Consider the following 18,170-nt stretch of genomic DNA (forward strand, 5'->3'; position numbering starts at 1 on the left):
GAGCCGGATTTCCTCGCTTCGGCGCATTTTCTCCTTCTGGCTACTCGATCTGCATGCGATCGACAAGGCCGAGTACATCAAGTCAGCACTTGCGTTAGTTGGTGGAATCGGAGGAGTTGTTTACCTCGTCGTGAAGTACCGCGAACGTGCTGCAGCGGAGCGCGACGAAGCGCGGGCCGACAGAAAGGAAGCAGAGGAGCGCCTGCTTGCTGCCGTGCAACAGCTCGGCTCGGAATCCCAACAGGTTCGAATCGCCGGAGTTTATGCACTGGCCGACGTTGCAGACACTTACCTGGGCGACTACAAGCAGCGCGTAGTGAACATACTCTGCGGCTATCTACGCACCAAGCGAGGGAAGTTCGTTGAGCGCAAGCCAGAAAAGGATTGGGTTGAAGATGCCGATGTCAAGACCGGAGGCACAGAAGCGGCAAGAGTCTACGAATCCGACGACGGGCCAGTTGAGTCAACTATCCTCGAGGTTTTTGCGTCTCACTTACTCAGACAGGACGCTGCCGATACTAAGGCCTCCACGGCAGAGGCCACACCTTCATGGAGCGAGTGCAAGTTTGATCTACACGGCGCATGCTTCATCGCACCACTAAACTTCGAATTCAAGATCTTCATCGGTGGAATCACATTCAAAGAATGCCATTTTGCGCGTGAAGTAAATTTCAGCGGCAGCACCTTCAAGCGCCTGGCCAGCTTCGACCACAGCACCTTCGACAAGTGGGCCAGCTTCGACCACAGCACCTTCAAGCTCCTGGCCAGCTTCGACCACAGCACCTTCAACGACTGGGTCAGCTTCTACGACAGCACCTTCAACGGCTTGGCCAGCTTCGACCACAGCACCTTCAACGACTGGGTCAGCTTCAAGGGCAGCACCTTCAACGGCTTGGCCAGCTTCGACCACTGCACCTTCGACAAGTGGGCCAGCTTCTACGACAGCACCTTCACCGGCAGGACCAGCTTCTACCACAGCACCTTCGACAAGTGGGCCAGCTTCAACGGCAGCACCTTCGACAAGTGGGCCAGCTTCGACCACAGCACCGTCTACGACCGGGCGAGCTTCGACCACAGCACCTTCAATCGGCGCGAACAGATGGACTACGAAGATTCAATTGGGCACTCGCCGTTTGGTTCACTACCGCTTGAGGAAAACGGCCTACCCAAGGGCGCCCGGTGGGACGATGAGACCGTGCCTTCGGGTGACGACACCGCACCGGAAGGCTCTCCTCCCGACGGAGACACCGCTTTGCCCGATGGGCACTGAATGCTAGACCGCTACGAAGACCGTAGACACTCTCGCCCCTCCCCGCCTCTCCGTAACATTGGGAATGGTGTAATGGTTGGTGTCACTGGTTGCGGGGCTGTTGGTCTCGCGGGAGGGGGCTGTGATGCCCAGGAAGTATGCGCCGGAATTCCGTCGGGATGTGGTGCGTTTTGCGTTGAATCGTCCTGCTGGGATGACGTTGGCGCAGGTAGCAGCTGATTTTGGGATTGGGGGTTCGACTCTGGATGCTTGGATCAGACGCGAGCAGGTTTCTAAGGGTGTGCTCAAGGCTAGTGCGGGTGAGGACAAGGCTCGTATCGCGCAGTTAGAGCGCCAGTTGCGGTTGAAGGAAGAAGAGTGCTTCATTCTTAGAAGGGCGGCGGCTTACCTGGCCCGTGATGTGAACCCAAAATGATCTACCCCCTGGTAGAAGAACTAGCTGGTTTGGGCATAGCGGTTAGTCGGATCTGCCGGGTGCTTGGTATCGCCCGCCAGCCTTTCTACCGGTGGCGCGGGTGTAGGCAAAGCCGGCTAGAACAACGCCGTAGCTACTTAAAGGAACGGGTGAGGGCCATCCATAGTGCTGATCCTGCTTTTGGCTACCGGCTGATCACCGATGAACTAGCCCGCCAGGGAGTCAAGGTGGCTAGCCGCACGGTGTGGTCGATCTGTCACGAGTTGGGCATTAGGTCTATTACTGTACCCAAAGGCAAGACCAAGACCACCAAGAGTGCTAGAAGCGTTGGGGTTGATCTGGTTGGGCGGGTCTTTCGTGCCGATGGGCCTAACCGTCTCTGGCTTACTGACATCACCGAACATCCCACCACTCAGGGCAAGTTGTATGTGTGTGCGATCAAGGACGTGTGGTCTAACCGGATCGTGGCTCTTAGCAGTGCTACGTCCATGAGCGCTTCTCTCGCGGTTAACGCTTTGGCCCAGGCGGTAGCAGACCGCCACCCACCAGCCGGGTGTGTAATCCATTCAGATCGTGGTGCGCAGTTCACTTCCACGGCCTACCGGCAAGCTGCCCTCGCCTACGGGCTGGTCCAGTCCATGGGACAGGCCGGTACGTGTGCGGACAACGCTGCCATGGAGTCCTTCTTCGCGCTCTTACAGAAGAACGTGCTCAATACCCGCAAGTGGGAAACCCGTCAGGAACTAGCCACCGCCATCCGCCACTGGATCGAATCCACCTACCACCGCCGACGCCGCCAAGCCCGCCTAGGCAAACTCACACCAATCGAATACGAAACAATCTACACAAACTGACACCAAAACTTGCACCAGACCCATTTGTATTCGTCTACTACTTCGCAGCAAGGAGTTGACCTTGGAAGACCAAGAAGCCACACATTGGGAGGCAGCCACGCCCTCCAGGTGGACTCGTGCTCGCGAAGCAGTTTCCAACTGGCTGCAAGGTTGGCCCCTCTTTGGCGCGATCCTGTTCTGGGTCGTGGCCGGGATTGCTGCGCTTACCGCTCTGACTGCACTTTGGGCCCCCAAGGACAAGACTGGCTGGGACAGACTGTTCACAGTGTGGTCCCCAGGTGCTGCAGGATCTAACGCTTACGAAATCCTGAAACTTGCATTGACGTTGATCGGCGGCGTTGGCGCCGTCAGTTATCTGGTCATCAAGTTTCGCGAGAGGACAGCAGCTGAACGCGAGGAGCAACGTGCTAACCGGAAAGAGGAGCGTGAAGTAGCCGAGATTGAACGCGCCAAGCAGCAGTATGCCATGGACGTTCAACGCGCCGAGAAGCGATACCAAGAAGAACTTCGCCAAGCCAAGCAGCGCACCATCGAGGATAAGCTACTCGCTGCAGTACAACAGCTCGGATCGGAATCCCAGCAGGTTCGAATCGCCGGAGTTTATGCACTGGCCGATGTTGCAGACACTTACCTGGGCGACTACAAGCAGCGCGTCGTGAACATACTCTGCGGCTATCTGCGAACCAAGCGAGGGAATTTCGTCGTGCGCAAACCAGAGAAGACTCTGATCGAAGATGCCGACGTAAACACTACAGGCACGGACGCCACAAGCGTCTACGAATCCGACGACGGGCCAGTTGAGTCAACTATCCTCGAGGTATTTGCATCTCACTTACTCAAACATGACGCTGCCGATACTAAGGCCTCCACGGCAGAAACCATACGTTCATGGAGCGAGTGCAAGTTTGATCTACACGGCGCACGCTTCATCGAACCACTAAACTTCAAATCCAGAATCTTCATCGGTGACATCACATTCAAAGAATGCCATTTTGCGCGTGAAGTGAATTTCAGCGGTAGCACCTTCAACGACGGGGCCAGCTTCGACGGCAGCACCTTCAACGACGGGGCCAGCTTCGCCGACAGCACCTTCAAGGGTTTGGCCAGCTTCGACGGCAGCACCTTCCAATGCGAATCCAGCTTCTCTAGTGCCACCTTCCATTGCGAGTCCAGCTTTGTCGGCAGTCTCTTCGACGACTTGACCTGGTTCACCGGCAGCACCTTCAACGGCGAGGCCAACTTCGCCTCCAGCTTCTTCAACGACTTGGCCAGGTTCGACGGCAGCACCTTCAACGACTGGCCCAGCTTCGCCGACAGCACTTTCAATGGCTGGGCCTGGTTCACTGGCAGCACCTTCAACGGCAAGGTCAGCTTCGACCGCAGCGCCTTCATCGGCGAGGCCGGCTTCGACGGCAGCACCTTCAACGGCGGGGCTAGCTTCCGCGGCAGCACCTTCGCTCGGGAGGCTCAGAAGAACTACCAGAAAAGGTTTGAGCGCTCGCCGTTCGGTCCAATACCGCTTGAGGACAACGGCTTGCCCAAGGGTGCCCGGTGGGACGATGACCCCGCGCCTTCCGACGGAAACGCTCCCTAGACCACCAACGGCTAAACCAGCCCACCAGACCTGGCCCACCTGCGCTTGCCTTCTATTGCCGGCGATACCGTTATCGCGGCTTCTCTCGGACACCTGTCCGGCGGCAGACTCACGCGCATCTGTAATGGAGCTGCTGAAGTGCGGATCATCCGCGCGTAGCCCCATCCCTGCGCAATGTCCCGCCTTCCTGCCGGTCACCACGGCCAGTGACCTGTAACTTAGCCGAGCACACTTCTGCACGCTGCACCGCACCAAGGAGAAAGCCCACCATGAAAGAGCACAAGGAAGGCATCGTCGTCTTCTCTTCCTACTTCGGCGGGTTGGCGTTGGTTTCCCTCGTCTTGTTCCTCACCCAGAAGCAAGCCTTTGGCCCCCACACCCTTGGTTACGTGCTCGCCGTCGCCGGGGTGGTACTGCTCGCGGCTGCGTTCAAGTGGGGCCCGCGCCTGTGGAGGTGGAACAGCGCATCCTCCGGCATCAGTAGGGCCGTGTCCAAGAGTATCTCCGAGGACCCAGCCACTCGCATGGCGGGAATCAACCAACTGATCTCCATTGCGGATAAATTCGGCGACAAGTACAGGGCGCAGGTGGTCGGCATCTTGTGCGCGGCGCCCAGCAAGATCACGGTGGATGCCTTCTTTGAGCATCCCGAGGGTGGGGACTTTGGCCAGGAACAGCTGGCTAAACAGCGTGGCCTGGCCCAGGAGCAACGTCGCGTCATCGAGGTACTGAGGGCCCGTTTCCGGCCACAATCTCGTGCCCAACCTGCCTACGCCACCTCCGCCAGCAGCACCGGATCGGATGAGCCTTCGATGCGCGACTGGCGCGATTGCGACCTGTCATTTAACTCCTTCGGCGTACCCTCGCATTTCCTGGTTCCCTTCAACTTTGACCACTGCGAAGTCAACGGCAAGGCCGATTTCAAGAACTCGATCTTTGCCGCCGGTGCTGATTTCACGCGCACGACGTTCCGCGAGCCCGTGCGTTTTGCCGGCGCCCGTTTTGACGGGCCCGTGCGGTTTGACGGTGTGCGGTTTGAAGGCGGCGTCGACTTTACTGGCGTCCACTTCGCCCAGCCACCGAGCTTCGTGGGCGCGACTGGCCCGGGCGGAACACCGCTGCAGCCGTAACGACGCCGCCCCAAACACTGCCCACCCCGCCCACCACACCGTCCCCACCAACGCTCCCCGCGCCGCCGTACGCAACGCGCTTCTGGTAGAACCATTGCCATGACCGATCACCCGAGCCGGCAACCAGTGCAAAGAAGTCCAAGCCGAAGGAGGTAGTCGAGTTCGACGCACAGAAGGTACCGCCGGCCAGGGCTAGGCTCTCTTAGATCTTCTAATGTAGGAGTTATCATCTTCGAACGCCTTGCCTCCCTGCCCTCAGCCACCCACACCCTTCACCGGGAGAGCGCCCTCTTCAACCTCACAAAATCGTCGTGCCTCCCTCTAACCAGTATTTTAGGGACATGCCCCTTTGTTTCACTCTCCATAGTTTTCCACACCTCGGAACTTGGCACTTGCTTGTTCCCTACACGGACGTTAAGTTCTGACCAATGAGCATTGGGGCCCCGGTTACGGGAAGGATTTGTATTGCAACTCGAACGCCCGACAGTAGCGCCAAGCGTGCGCCATCTGCCTACTACGTGACGTGATTTCACGTTTATGAGCGAGCGTCCCTCTGATTGGAGTGCCCTGGGGCTGGGTGGTGACCCCACCCCGGGGGACCCGGTGGTCGTGCGTGATGGCGCTACCCGGTATCGGGGTGTGGCTGATGCGATCAAGCGTTGCGCTGACAATCTGCGGGGGCTGGAGGCTGGGGCGAGTTCGCGGGCCGAGAGTGTCACGGCGCTACTAGAGCAGCGCGACACCCTGCTAGACGGGATCGGCAAGGCCGAGGGGCGTTACCGCGCGGCCGGGGAGGCGTTGGAGACGTATTCGGCGGCGTTGGACCGGGTGCAGACCGACACGCTGAATGCTTTGTATGCGGCCAGGCAGGCCAAGTGGGAACGCGATGAGGCCCGCGACAACCAGCGCTACTACCAGGACCTGGCCGACGACTACGCGGACACCGACGACGACAGCGGCTATGGGCACGACCAGTACGTGCGCTACACGCGGTTAGCTAACAGTGCCGGACAGGATGCGGCAGGCGCACAGGAGCGGATTGATAATCAGGTCCGGGTGATTGAAAACGCCGTCCAGGAGCGTGACCAAGCCGCGCAGACCGCTATTGACGCCATCCAGCGGGCAACCGCCACCGATGGGCTTAATGACGGCTGGTGGGAGGACTATGGCGCTAAGGTCCTGGGCTGGATCGCTGACATAGCCGAATGGATGGCCAATATTGCGGGCATCTTGGCCCTGGTCTTGTGCTGGGTTCCTGTACTAGGCCAAGCACTAGCGGTTGTCGCTGGGATCGCTGGGATCGTGGCTGCACTAGCCAACATCGGTCTAGCCATCGGCGGCGAAAAGACTTGGGGCGAAGCCCTCCTCTCCGTAGGCTTCGCTGCCCTGGGCTGCATCGGCCTAGGCGGCCTGCGCGGTGCGGTTTCGTCTTTGAAGGCCCTGAAGGGTTTTGGTGGGACGCTCAAGGCTACTGGTGGGCTGAAGGGCGCGTTCTTGACCTTTGGCCGTGGAGCCGTCAAGGCAGTAAACACGGGCGCGAGCAAGATCTATGCTGCCGGCAAGACAGCATGGACAGCAACCTCAAAAGCGTTGAACGATGCCGCCGGACGGGTACGCGCTGCTGCTAACACAAGGCATCTCTATGTCAGGGGCAAGACCCTCCGCCCTGGAGCCACCGGACGTGACCTATTAAGAACGCGTGCCCCATTTGGGAAACACGAGGGCAGACGAATCAAGAGCGCAGAAGAATGGGCAAGCATCCACGCCCCCAACGGCAAAGAGATCTACGGCCCAGCCGCTGTCGAAGGAACCGAACGAACATTGTCCATGTCTGAATATGTGGAGGAATTTGGCGACGTCATCGACAGAGTCGGCTTTGAGAATGGCGAGTGGTTTTGCCCCGTCAAGGAAGGGAGGATTTTCAGCTTCGAATCTCGTGCGCTTCGCGAAGCCAGTAAAGACCTACCCTACAACCAGCTCACCTTCTCCAACGAGCTACCCGATCTGGAAGTGATGATTTCACAGGCTGCACCAAACCTCGGGCACCCTGGAGGCGCGATACAGTTATCATTTAAAGAAGCTGGGAAAATCATTTCAATGGACCGACTCATCCAGCTAGGAGCATCACCATGGTAGATTTTACATTTTCAAAGGAGTTCGTCAGGCTCGCAGAGTCGGAGCAATTGAATTGGACCATTGAGGCCCACCGGGACGGTTACACGATATGGCACCCTGCGAGCCTAACCTACTTAATCGAGAAGGATGGCGACGAGTACCGGCTAGGGCGTTTCGAGCGCACCAACCCTCCAACGTTCAACTTTTTTGCAACCGATTTGGAGCTAATTGAAAGACGCATTATCGCCGCTATGTGCTCAGATTATAGACAAATCGCACACCTCCCGCGATTCGACGTATATCGAATGGCACGGAGCCTCAGGGAAGGCTTTGTGCCGCATAAGCTAGACGAATACCACTACACTCTTCGCGACACTAAATCCGGACAGCTCTACCCGATGCGCGTATTTGAGGGATCAAATATACCATTGGAACCGACCTACTTGTCCCATATCGTTACCGTTCCGATAAAGGACCTTTTTGAGGCTTACATGAGCCCAGACGGCGCCCCCCTATTCTCGGATTTCATCTACAAACGTCCCCAAGAATAAAGACTCCTTTCGCGATTCAAAATCTACCCGTCTGGCAGGCAGTCACTCCTCCCGACCGAGGCTGTACTGCTGCGGTCATCGGTGCCATCCGAAAACAGCACCGCCCAAACACTGCCCACCCCGCCCACGGCACCGAACCCCGCCATGCCCACCCCGCGCCGCCGTACGCAACGCGCTTCTGGTAGAACCATTGCCATGACCGCCCGCCCCAACTACACACCAGGCCACACCCCCAGACCAGCACCCGGCCCCACCGACGCCACCGCCCCCGCGCCGCGCCAGCCCGCCAAACCCCGCCGCCGCAAGGGGAGCCGCAGCGCCATCACCTGGGCGCTGATGGTGAGCGTGCCGCTGCTGTTGGTGTTCGGCGGCTACCGCTACGTCGAGCGCCACGGCACCCCCGGCTGGCTGACCGACTTCTGGAACGCGGCGACCCGCAACAACAACCCGACCTTCCCTTTGTTCCTAATCGGCGTAATCATCATCGGCACTTTGATCCTGATCGGCTGGCTGCGCCATCACCAGGCTGAAGCCACGATCGAGCGGGAGCTTAAGAACCTAGTCTCACTCTCCCTACGCGAGCGCGAGGCCGCCGTTCACGCCCTCGTCAACGTCGCACACACGATGGGCGGGCCTTACAAGCAGCGCATCGTCACGCTTCTGTGCTCCTACCTGCGTTACTACCGCACGCACCCCGAGCGGGCCTTCGCCGACCGCGCCGTTCCGATGCTGACCCGGCCATCGTTCGCCCCCTCCTCCCTGTTCGTGCAGATCGAGGAGCAGATCCTCAAAATCATGGCCGCCCACACGCGCAGCCCCGAGGCCGCCGGCCTTGGTCTGTCCACCGTGCCGGCCAAGCATTCGTGGAGCGACTGCGAGTTTCGCTTCCACAACACCGCCTTCACGCGCGCCGTCAGCTTCGACTACTGCGTCTTCAATAACCGGGTGAACTTCACCAGGTGCGTCTTCCACGGGGACGTAAACCTCCATTCCGCCACCTTCCGCCAAGACCTGCTTCTGCCCGGCGCGGTGTTCTGGCGTGGCCTGAGCATGGAGGCCGCCACCTGCCACGGAGCCCTAGATTTGCAGGGCGCCACCTGCCACGGCCCGGCCAGTTTCTTCGGCGCCACCTTCACCGGCCCCACATACTTCCTCACGGCCGCCTTCCCGCGCGGCACGGAGTTCGGCCCGATCCCGGTGGAGAGCAACGGCATGCCGTACGGTGCTTTCCCCGTGGACGACGTTCCTCCCGCCCCGTCCGCCTGACCCGCCGCACCTACTACCTACCGCCAGCGTTGCTCGGCGCTAAGAGCCTCCCTCACAGATTCCAGGCGCGGGGCACGGTGGTGTGGCGCCTCTGCGCCTTAGATTGCGAAGCGTCAGGTCTCTTGAATCTTGGCTTGTGCCTGCATGGCCAGCCGAGATCTCAGCCCAGCAGCGCACCGCCCGCCCACCTGGCAAGCGTGCACGTCACCAGCATCGCCAACGCGAAGGCCGCCGCCCGGGCGTAGCTGGCAATGCCTGCCTCTGCCAGCGCAGGGGAGGTAGTGGCCGCGTGGTTGGGGCGGCGGGAGGCGGCGTCGGCCACCAATGCACTGACGGGGGCAGGCGTGTTCTCCGCAAGGCAGGCGGGAGCGTCGTCCACCCCGGACCGACGCTCAGGTGGCGCGGGGGAGAGGGCCAACTGTGCGGCGACAACGCTGACCGTGGAGAAGGTGGTCAGGCCGCCCAACACACCGGTGCCGAGCGTGGCCAGCCACAGCTCGCCCGGCCCGGCCGCGAGCAGCACGCCCAGGGCAAAGGAGCCAACAACGTTGACCAGGAAGGCCGCGCGTGCGCTCGGCTGGGCAGCGAAAACCAGGTGGCGCAGCAGCGCACCCAGCGCGCCACCAACGAACACGGCCACGGCGGTCATCGCGCCGCCCCGTCTCGGGAAGGGCCGTCTTGCGGGGCGGCCGGTCGGCCGTCTTGCGGGGCGGACGATGGGTCGTCTTGTGGCTCGCCGTATTGCGGCACGCAGGGAACGCCGCCACTGCGCGCCTGCGCCCCCACCGCCATTCCGGCGCCAGCCGCCAGCACACCGGCCACCACCGAGAGCAGCGCAGAAACCAGCGCGCCGCCCGCCGTGAACACGGCCAGGGCGGAGTAGGAGGTGAAGGAGCCAAGCAGGCCCGTGCCCAGCGTCAGGCGCGCCCGCCTAGGCAGCGCCGCGCCGGTGACCACACCCAGCAGCAGGGAGCCGACCACGTTGATACTCCATAGGGCGAGCGGGGCGTCGGGCACGCCGGCCATCAACAGGTGGCGTGCCAGCGCGCCGGTCCCGCCGCCTGCCGCCACCAGCGCGGCGTCCAGCAGGGAATCGCGCCGGGAGTGCGGTGGGGCGGCGTTGCCGGGGTACGGCAGCTCGGGTTTGGCAGGGCTGCCAGGTTCGGGGGTGGGCACGGGCCCCATTATTGCGGCGCGGCAGGTATCAATCGAAAGTTGGAAAGAAACCTCGCCCATCGTTGCGATGCCTGGCGCGCGTCATCCTGGTGAACTAGTGGTGTGGATTCGCGCTAAAGCGAGTGAAGGGAGAGTGGCCATGACTTCTGCACCCTCAACCCCTACTCCGTCAGCCCCTGCGCCAGCGGTGCTTGCCGCCACCGCAGCACCTGCCGGTGTTCACGCCACCGCCGCGCCCGGTGAGCCACACGCCACCGCCGCGCCCGCGCGTTCGCACAGCACCGTGCGCGCGATGGAACTTGGCCAGCACGTGATCGCTGCGGCGCTAACCCTGGTGGGTGCCGTGCGCGCCCACGCCGCCGAGGTGGCGCTGCCCGTGGCGATCCTGTGCGCGCTGGCACTGCTGGCCTGGCACACCGCCGGCACCGTGTTCCCGGTCAAGCCGTACTCGCGCAAGGTGGCCACCTGGTGGCTGCTCGGCTTCGCGTTCATCTGGTTGGCGGCCGTGGCGGTGTCGCCGGAGTTCGTGTGGCTGGCCTTCCTGTTGTGGATCCTGGCCGGCCACCTGCTGCCGCTGGTCTGGGGACTGGCGTTCTCTGTGGCGATACTGATCATCGCGGTCTGCGCGCCCATCCTCCACCACGGCTCTGCCAGCTTCGCGCACACGCTGGGACCGGTGATCGGTGGCGTCTTCGCCTTCGCGATCTCGCGCGGCTACCTGCAGTTGCTGCGCGACGCCTCAGAGCGCGAGCGCCTGCTGGCCTCCCTGACGGTGGCGCAACAAGAGATGGCGCTGCTGCACGACGAGCTGGCCCGCACCCAGCGCGAGTCCGGCGCCATCGCGGAACGCACCCGCATCTCCCGGGACATCCACGACACCGTGGCGCAGGCGCTTTCCTCCATTCGCCTAATCGCCCACACCGCTCAATCCGGCACGGACGACGCTGCCGCCAGCCGCGCCCTAGCGCAGGTTGAGGAGATTTCCGGGCGCAGCCTGGCCGACGTGCGGCGGATCGTGGCCGCTCTTGCTCCGGCAGAGTTGGAAAACAGCGCACTGGCGGCCGCATTGCAGCGAATGTTGGACCGTGCCCGCGACGAGACCAGCCTGGAGACGCAGCTGCACGTGGATGAGTCCCTGCCGATCCTGCCCACCGAGATTGAGGTTGCTTTGTTGCGCACGGCCCAGTCGGCGTTGTCTAACGTGCGCCTGCACTCCGGCGCCAAGCGCGTGGTGGTCAGCCTGATCGACGCCGGCGACGCGGTGCGCCTGGACATCATTGACGACGGGCGCGGCTTTGACCTGCCTGCTTGGGAACGCAGCTCCGCTACTTCCTCGAGTTACGGACTGCGGTTCATGCGCACGCGCCTGCGAGAGTTGGGCGGCGGCCTGGAGATCGAGACCGCGCCCGGTGAGGGCACGGCGCTGTCCATCTTCCTGCCGCTTGCTGCCGAGGCTCCCCAAGCCGCTACCGAATCCACCGACGCGACCGACGTCACCGTAGAGGAGACCCCGTGACCATCACCGTGCTCTTGGTGGACGACCACCCCATTGTCCGCAGCGGACTGCGCACGCTCTTGGAGACAGACCCTCACCTGCAGGTGGTAGGTGAGGCGGCCACGGGGGAGGAGGCTTTAACCCTGGCCCGTCACCTGCAACCGAGCGTGGTGTTGTGCGACCTGCGCCTTGGCAGCGGCATGGATGGTATTCAAACCACGGCTCAATTGCGCCAACTCGCCCCGGCGCCAGCCGTGCTGGTCCTGACCACGTTCGACCGCGACGCCGAAATACTCGGCGCGATCGAGGCGGGCGCGGCCGGCTACCTGTTAAAGGAGGTGGCCCCGGAGGTGATCGTGGACGGGATTCACCGTGCAGCCAACGGGGACACTGTGCTCACTCCTGACCTGGCCTCCCGCGTGCTGCGTGGAATGCGCGCCCCACTGCCCAAGCTGACGGCGCGGGAGGTGGAGGTGCTGCGCCTGGCAGCCACCGGCGCGGCCAACCGGGAGATCGCCCGCACTCTGTTCGTCACCGAGGCCACTGTCAAAAGCCACCTGGTGCACATCTTCGCCAAACTTGACGTGGATTCTCGCTCCCGCGCCGTCCACGTGGCCCAGGAGACCGGCCTGATCTAAAGGTCTTTCTTTTTTCATTTGGGCCGACGACGCCGCACCGGCCTTCCCCAACCGCGCGCCAGTGCCTTACCGACCTGTCAACAAACCGTGAGTTTCCTGAGAGGAATCCAATGCAGAACAACGCCATGAAGAAGCTGCTCAACGCCGCCTTTATTTATCTGATCTTGGGCGCCGCCGGCGGCGTCTTCTTCCGCGAGTTTACCCGTTTCAACGACTTCCCCGAGGGCGGCTACACCCAGCTGTCGGTGGTCCACACACACCTGCTCACCCTAGGGTTCATCGTCCTGCTACTGGCTTTGGCCCTGGAGAAGGTCTTTGCGTTCTCCCGCAGCGGCAAGCTGTTTTCCTGGTTCTTCTGGCTATACAACGCCGGCCTGGTTGTCACCGTCTCCATGCTGCTCACTCACGGCTGCCTGACCGTGCTGGGCAAGGAGTCCGGCCCGGCCATCTCCGGTATCGCGGGCCTGGGCCACATCATGCTGGCCGCCGGAATGGTGGTCTTCTTTGTGGCGTTGCGCCGAGCAGTCCTGGCCGGTCCCACCAAGACGCAGCAGGACGCCGCCTGATCATGACTGCCCCAGATAAGCCCAGCCAGTCCACCCCTACCGGTGCAGAGGTCCACGCCCACGCCAATGGCGCGCCCCGGCGTGCCTCCCATTCGGGAGGCGACGCAAGCAAGGTCGGCCGACCGGTGGACTCGCGGCACGCACACACCGGCCGGGAGGGCGCGCCGCCACCCACGCGGCGCGACTGGCTGGGCTTGGCGGTCCTGGCGATCGGCCTTGGCCTGATCGTCCTGGACGGCACGATCGTGGGCGTGGCCATGCCCACCATGATCGGGGAGCTGGGGCTGAGCCTAACCGAGGCGCAGTGGGTCAACAGCCTCTACGCCGTGCTGCTCGCCGCTCTGCTGCTGCCCACCGGCAACCTGGCCGACCGGCTGGGACGCAAACGGTTGTTCATTGCCGGCCTAGCGGTGTTCGTGGCCGGTAGCGTGCTGGCCGCTGCGGCAGCGTCGGGCAATCTGCTCATCGCTTCGCGGGCCGTGCAGGCGCTGGGGGCGGCGCTCATCATGCCCTCCACCCTCTCCACAGTGAACGCGGTCTTTCGCGGTCCCTACCGGGCCGCCGCATTCGGAGTGTGGGGTGCGGTGATATCCGGGGCAGCCGCCATCGGCCCGCTAGCCGGCGGAGCGCTCACCCAGTGGACATCCTGGCGGTGGATCTTCCTGGTCAACCTGCCACTGGGCGTCCTGCTGGTCGTCGCAGCAATGCTGGTGGTCCCGGAGACCCGCAGCGACATGAAGCGGCGCGGAGTGGACGTTGACGGCTCCCTGCTCTCCGGCATCGGGCTGGGCACGCTGGTCTTTGCGATCATCGAGGGCCCCGAGCTGGGCTGGTGGGCGCCCAAAAAGGAATTCAGCCTGCTGGGCCTGACCTGGCCCGCCACCGCCGCCGTCTCGATCGCGGCGGTCGCACTGGCGATCTCCGCCGTGGCCCTAACGCTTTTCGTGGTGTGGGAGCGCCACCGCGCCAAGGTGGGGCGCTCCGCGCTGTTGGACCTCCAACTGTTCAAGCTGGCCTCGTTCTCCTGGGGCAACATCACCGCCGCCACGGTGGCGGTGGGGGAGTTTGCGTTGCTCTTCGTGCTGCCGCTCTACCTGGTCAACGTGCTGGGGCTCACCGTGATGGGCGCCGGCTTGGTGCTGGCCGCGATGGCGTTCGGTGCCTTCCTCTCCGGGGCCGCCGCCCGCCACCTGGCCGCCCGGTTCGGCGCGCCCGGCACCGTGGCGATCGGCCTGGGCCTGGAGGTGACCGGTGTGCTCGCCCTGGCCGGAATCCTCAGCGCAAACACGCCCGGCTGGGCGATAGCCCTACCGCTGGTCGCCTACGGGCTGGGGCTGGGCCTGGCCTCCGCCCAGCTGACCGGCACCGTCCTGCGGGACGTGCCCGTGCATTTGTCTGGGCAGGGCTCTGCCGCCCAGTCCACGGTGCGCCAGATCGGCGCGGCGCTCGGCACCGCGTTCGCCGGCGCAGTGCTCTCCGCAGCCCTGAAGCTCAGCCTGGCGCCCGCTCTCAACGCGGGTGGGTTCACCGGCGCGAGCGCCGACGCCCTAGCCGAGTCCACCCGCCTCAGCGCCGGCACCACCATCGCCCAGTTGCGTGCCCAGGGCGAAGCAGGGCCGCTGGGGGCGCAGAGCGCCGGTGCGGCCGACGCCCTTGCCACCGGATTCGCCGACGCTGCCCGCGTCTCCATCCTCGTTGCGGCCCTATTCCTTCTTCTGGGCCTCGTGGGCGCTCTTCGCCTCCGCAACCTCCACAAATGAAGCGCGACTCACCCGGTTCTGCCGCATTCACATTTCGCCACCGCCCCATCTCAATAATTGAAACTCGCGCCCTCTTTTCCCTGTGTTTCACCGCACAAGAATTCGGTCAAAAGAAGCGCCAGGCGGCAACGTCGGACACCAAAAGACAGCCGACGAAACAGAGCCCTGCAATTGAGGTGGCAACCAAGAAACCGCTGGGCGTCTCACCCCGCCAGTTAGCCAGAATCAAGCCGTCCCAAGGCCACAGATAACGAAGCAAGCGCACAAAGCCGCACCCAACGGCTTGCCTACAGCGAGCCGCCAGGGAGAAACCCGCCGCCGTGCTTACCGCCCCTAAATTGACCACTCGGCAACGTCACAGTCCTACCGGCCGGAAACCGATTGTTCACTTTCCTGCGTTAGCTTCACGCGCGTTTCGTTAAGTCGAAAGGAACCCTGTGACTCACCTTCCCTCCGGGAGAGCCCTCGGCACACTGGCAGCAGTCTCTCTAGGCATCGTTGCCCTCATCACGCCCGGGGCCGCGCTGGCAATCGACCCGACGCCCACTCCCGCCGCGAACTACACCGGGGCCGTCACCGGCGCCGACACCTCCGTGGCCTACACAGCCGGAAAGGCACAGGGCTCCAACAAATGGGGCCTGGTAGGCGACGTCGAAACACGCGTCAACGACGCCACCTACAACTACGGCATCCTGGTTGACACCACCAACAACCGGCTTTGGGTGACCGACTCCGGCAAAGTGCTCTACAGCAGCTTCGGTTGCCGCCTAAGCGGACACTCTGGCCCCTCCTGCCAAACCGGCACCCCACGAGTATTTGTCTACGGGCAATCCAACACCACCGCCGCAGAAGCCACGAACTACACCGGCAACGGCACATTCTCGGCACACGGGGCAAGCAACGACGGCATCGGCAAAACCTGGGAAGAGCCCGCCGACCGCACCGTGATCCGCGACGGCATCTACGACACCAACCCGCTCAAGCACGGCCCGCGCGGCATCACCAAGTCCGGCGACAAGATCTTTGTTGTGGACTCCGAAGCCGCTGCCCCCTACGTCGAGGGTGAGCAGGGCAGCCGCATCACCTTCTTCGACGCTGCTGGCACCAAGCAGGGCGCGGTAGGTTTCCAGGGGCCCTGGGCACACAAAGACAAGCCCGGCGTTGCCTTCTACTCCGTTTCAGCCGCCACCGACATCGACGGCAGCATCCTCATCAACTCCGAAGTCTCCGACCGCCTAGTTCGCTACGGCGCAGACGGCAGCCTGCTGCCCCAGGAAGACAACCTCAAACTCGATGCGCCGACCAACAATGGCGTAGAGCCACTACGCGCCGATGCAACACGCTTCCTGCGCAACCCCTACGGTGTTGCCGTCGACCCCGTAGACGGGCGACGCTACATCGCACTGGTCAACTTCGGAGACGACGCCGCCAACAACGACACCTACCGGGCAAAGCCGTTCGTTGAGGTACGCAACGCACAAAACGAGGTCATCCAGCGCCTCGGGGCCGGCTACGCCCCCAACCAGGATGTGGCCACAATCTTCCCCTCCGGCAGGACCATGTTCGGCCCCGCAGTCGCACTAGAACCCGGCGCCCAGCCTTACCGCCACCTATTTGCGTGGACGCAGTCATCCGGAGTTTACGAATTCGACGCTGCCGGTAACTACCAGCGCCAGTGGGGCAACGGCACCACCGCCGCCGCCAACAAGCAGTTCGCCCACGTCGCCAAGGCCAACATGGTGGCGGCACCGGCCGGACAAAGCGTCGGAACGCACTCCAAGGTTGACGCTGCCGTCCAGGGCGCGGTGGGTGACGTGCGCGTCCCCGGCTACTCCACCCCGCGCGGTATTTCCTTCGACGCTGCTGGACACAAGTACGTGACTGTTGGGGAGGGCGGTCGAGGCGCCCGCGTACTCATCTTGGGGATGACCCCGCTGCCCGTCTCTGAACTGCGCGTCGAGCGCGGCGCTACGCCGGGTGCTGGCGCCGGGGCAGGCGCCGGGGCTGATGGCGGGGCAGGAGCCGGAGCTGATGGCGGGGGAGCGGGTGCCGCCCCGGGCACTGTCAAGCTCACCTGGGAGCAGGATGGCAGCGCGGGCCCATCGCGCGACGCCGTCCGCGACTACGTGGTGGAACAGTCTGTTGACGGAGGCGAGACCTGGACCGTGGTGGAGAACGCTCCGTCGGTAGCCAAGGAGCGCACCCTGACCGGGTTGGACCCGCATGTCACTTACACCTTCCGAGTTTCTGCCTGGAACGAAGCCGGAAACGGCGACTGGCTAGTGGTCTCCCTACCGGGCGAGCCCAAGCAAACCCCGTCTGCGAGCGCGTCTGCCAGCACTACCGCTTCGCAATCCGCGTCGGCTTCGGTATCAGCGTCGGCGTCGGTTAGCGCGTCAGTGTCAGTTTCTGCTAGCCCGTCCCAGAGCGCGTCGACATCGCCTAGCGCCTCGGCCTCTGCTTCCCAGAGTGCGTCGTCGAGCGCTTCCTCTAGCGCTTCGGCCTCCGCCTCTGCTTCGGCGTCGGCCTCGGTTAGCGCGTCAGTGTCAGTTTCTGCTAATCCGTCCCAGAGCGCGTCGGCGTCGCCTAGCGCCTCGGCCTCTGCTTCCCAGAGTGCGTCGTCAAGCGCCTCTGCGTCAGTTTCTGCTAGCACATCCCAGAGTGCGTCGGCGAGCGCTTCCTCTAGCGCTTCGGCTTCCGCCTCTGCTTCGGCGTCGGCGTCGGTTAGCGCGTCAGCATCAGTGTCTGCTAGCCCGTCCCAGAGCACGTCGGCGAGCGCTTCCTCTAGCACTTCGGCTTCCGCCTCTGCTTCGGCGTCGGCGTCGGTTAGTGCGTCAGTGTCAGTTTCTGCTAGCCCGTCCCAGAGCACGTCGACGTCGCCTAGCGCCTCGGCCTCTGCTTCCCAGAGTGCGTCGGTCTCTGTCAGCGCATCGCCGTCAGCGTCTGTTTCTGAAAGCGCATCGACCACGCCGTCAGTTACTGCGTCCGTGGAACCGTCTGCTTCGGCAACGCCTTCGCAGTCGCCCTCTGCCGCTCAGAGTGAGACGCCCACTGTGACTCCCGAACCGAGCTTGACGCCAACAGCGTCTGCGAAGCCGAGCGAATCCCATGTTGCGACTCCGGCTACGCCCAAGGTAACGCAGAGCCCTAAGCCCGCCGGGAAGCTGGCGCGCACGGGCGCGGACCTCTCGGGTACCGCCGTACTTGCACTGATCTTGGCGATCGGGGGAGCAGTGCTCCTCTCCGCTAGGTCCTTGCGCAGGTCCAAGTGACCGGCTAGACCGGGCTAACCCAACCTAGGCCTCGGGGCTTGGGGAGTTTTCTCCCCAAGCCCCGAGCC

14 protein-coding genes are annotated in these 18,170 nt (G+C 63.2%); 12 read left to right on the forward strand and 2 right to left on the reverse strand.

Annotated features, from left to right (window positions below; all coding sequences use genetic code 11):
- The 7 genes from AC4PWQ_RS04095 to AC4PWQ_RS04125 all read left to right on the forward strand — a co-directional run.
- A partial coding sequence (locus AC4PWQ_RS04095) for a pentapeptide repeat-containing protein (protein ID WP_492089825.1) occupies positions 1–1,270 on the forward strand: 1,270 nt, incomplete at its 5' end.
- A gap of 124 nt (positions 1,271–1,394) precedes the next feature.
- A protein-coding gene (locus AC4PWQ_RS04100; RefSeq protein ID WP_492089826.1) for an IS3 family transposase occupies positions 1,395–2,539 on the forward strand; the annotation gives its coding sequence in 2 pieces (ribosomal slippage) (positions 1,395–1,680 and positions 1,680–2,539; 1,146 coding nt in all).
- Between the two features lie 61 nt (positions 2,540–2,600).
- Positions 2,601–4,133, forward strand: a complete 1,533-nt coding sequence (locus AC4PWQ_RS04105; RefSeq protein ID WP_492089827.1) for a pentapeptide repeat-containing protein — start codon at positions 2,601–2,603, stop codon at positions 4,131–4,133.
- Positions 4,134–4,402: 269 nt separating this feature from the next.
- Positions 4,403–5,263 carry a pentapeptide repeat-containing protein gene (locus AC4PWQ_RS04110; protein WP_492089828.1) on the forward strand — a complete coding sequence of 287 codons (861 nt, stop codon included), beginning with the start codon at positions 4,403–4,405 and terminating at the stop codon, positions 5,261–5,263.
- 537 nt (positions 5,264–5,800) lie between these two features.
- On the forward strand, positions 5,801–7,399 hold the full coding sequence (locus tag AC4PWQ_RS04115) for a glycohydrolase toxin TNT-related protein (RefSeq protein ID WP_492089829.1): 1,599 nt from the start codon (positions 5,801–5,803) through the stop codon (positions 7,397–7,399).
- Positions 7,393–7,929 (forward strand): Imm61 family immunity protein, encoded by a 537-nt coding sequence (locus AC4PWQ_RS04120; RefSeq protein ID WP_492089830.1) that lies wholly within the window; start codon positions 7,393–7,395, stop codon positions 7,927–7,929. The genes AC4PWQ_RS04115 and AC4PWQ_RS04120 overlap by 7 nt, the downstream gene beginning before the upstream one ends.
- Positions 7,930–8,124: 195 nt before the next feature.
- Positions 8,125–9,195 (forward strand): pentapeptide repeat-containing protein, encoded by a 1,071-nt coding sequence (locus AC4PWQ_RS04125; protein ID WP_492089831.1) that lies wholly within the window; start codon positions 8,125–8,127, stop codon positions 9,193–9,195.
- Positions 9,196–9,355: 160 nt separating this feature from the next.
- Here the strand turns inward: AC4PWQ_RS04125 and AC4PWQ_RS04130 are convergent, their stop codons facing one another.
- Positions 9,356–9,844 carry a fluoride efflux transporter FluC gene (locus tag AC4PWQ_RS04130; RefSeq protein ID WP_492089832.1) on the reverse strand — a complete coding sequence of 163 codons (489 nt, stop codon included), beginning with the start codon at positions 9,842–9,844 and terminating at the stop codon, positions 9,356–9,358.
- A complete protein-coding gene (locus AC4PWQ_RS04135; protein WP_492089833.1) occupies positions 9,841–10,371 on the reverse strand; it encodes a fluoride efflux transporter FluC in 531 nt (176 codons plus the stop codon). The genes AC4PWQ_RS04130 and AC4PWQ_RS04135 overlap by 4 nt, the downstream gene beginning before the upstream one ends.
- Positions 10,372–10,663: 292 nt before the next feature.
- Here AC4PWQ_RS04135 and AC4PWQ_RS04140 point away from each other — a divergent pair, with 292 nt between their 5' ends.
- From AC4PWQ_RS04140 to AC4PWQ_RS04160, 5 genes are all read left to right on the forward strand, one after another.
- A complete protein-coding gene (locus AC4PWQ_RS04140) occupies positions 10,664–11,887 on the forward strand; it encodes a sensor histidine kinase (RefSeq protein ID WP_492089834.1) in 1,224 nt (407 codons plus the stop codon).
- The gene (locus AC4PWQ_RS04145) at positions 11,884–12,504 is read left to right on the forward strand and encodes a response regulator (RefSeq protein ID WP_492089835.1); all 621 of its coding nucleotides are present in this window, start codon (positions 11,884–11,886) and stop codon (positions 12,502–12,504) included. Before AC4PWQ_RS04140 ends, AC4PWQ_RS04145 begins: the two co-directional genes overlap by 4 nt.
- Before the next feature lie 110 nt (positions 12,505–12,614).
- Positions 12,615–13,070, forward strand: a complete 456-nt coding sequence (locus AC4PWQ_RS04150) for a DUF2871 domain-containing protein (RefSeq protein WP_492089836.1) — start codon at positions 12,615–12,617, stop codon at positions 13,068–13,070.
- 2 nt (positions 13,071–13,072) lie between these two features.
- A complete protein-coding gene (locus tag AC4PWQ_RS04155) occupies positions 13,073–14,830 on the forward strand; it encodes a DHA2 family efflux MFS transporter permease subunit (RefSeq protein ID WP_492089837.1) in 1,758 nt (585 codons plus the stop codon).
- 437 nt (positions 14,831–15,267) lie between these two features.
- Positions 15,268–18,102 (forward strand): fibronectin type III domain-containing protein, encoded by a 2,835-nt coding sequence (locus AC4PWQ_RS04160; RefSeq protein ID WP_492089838.1) that lies wholly within the window; start codon positions 15,268–15,270, stop codon positions 18,100–18,102.
- Positions 18,103–18,170 lie beyond the last annotated feature (68 nt).

Source organism: Buchananella sp. 103232, assembly GCF_058725725.1.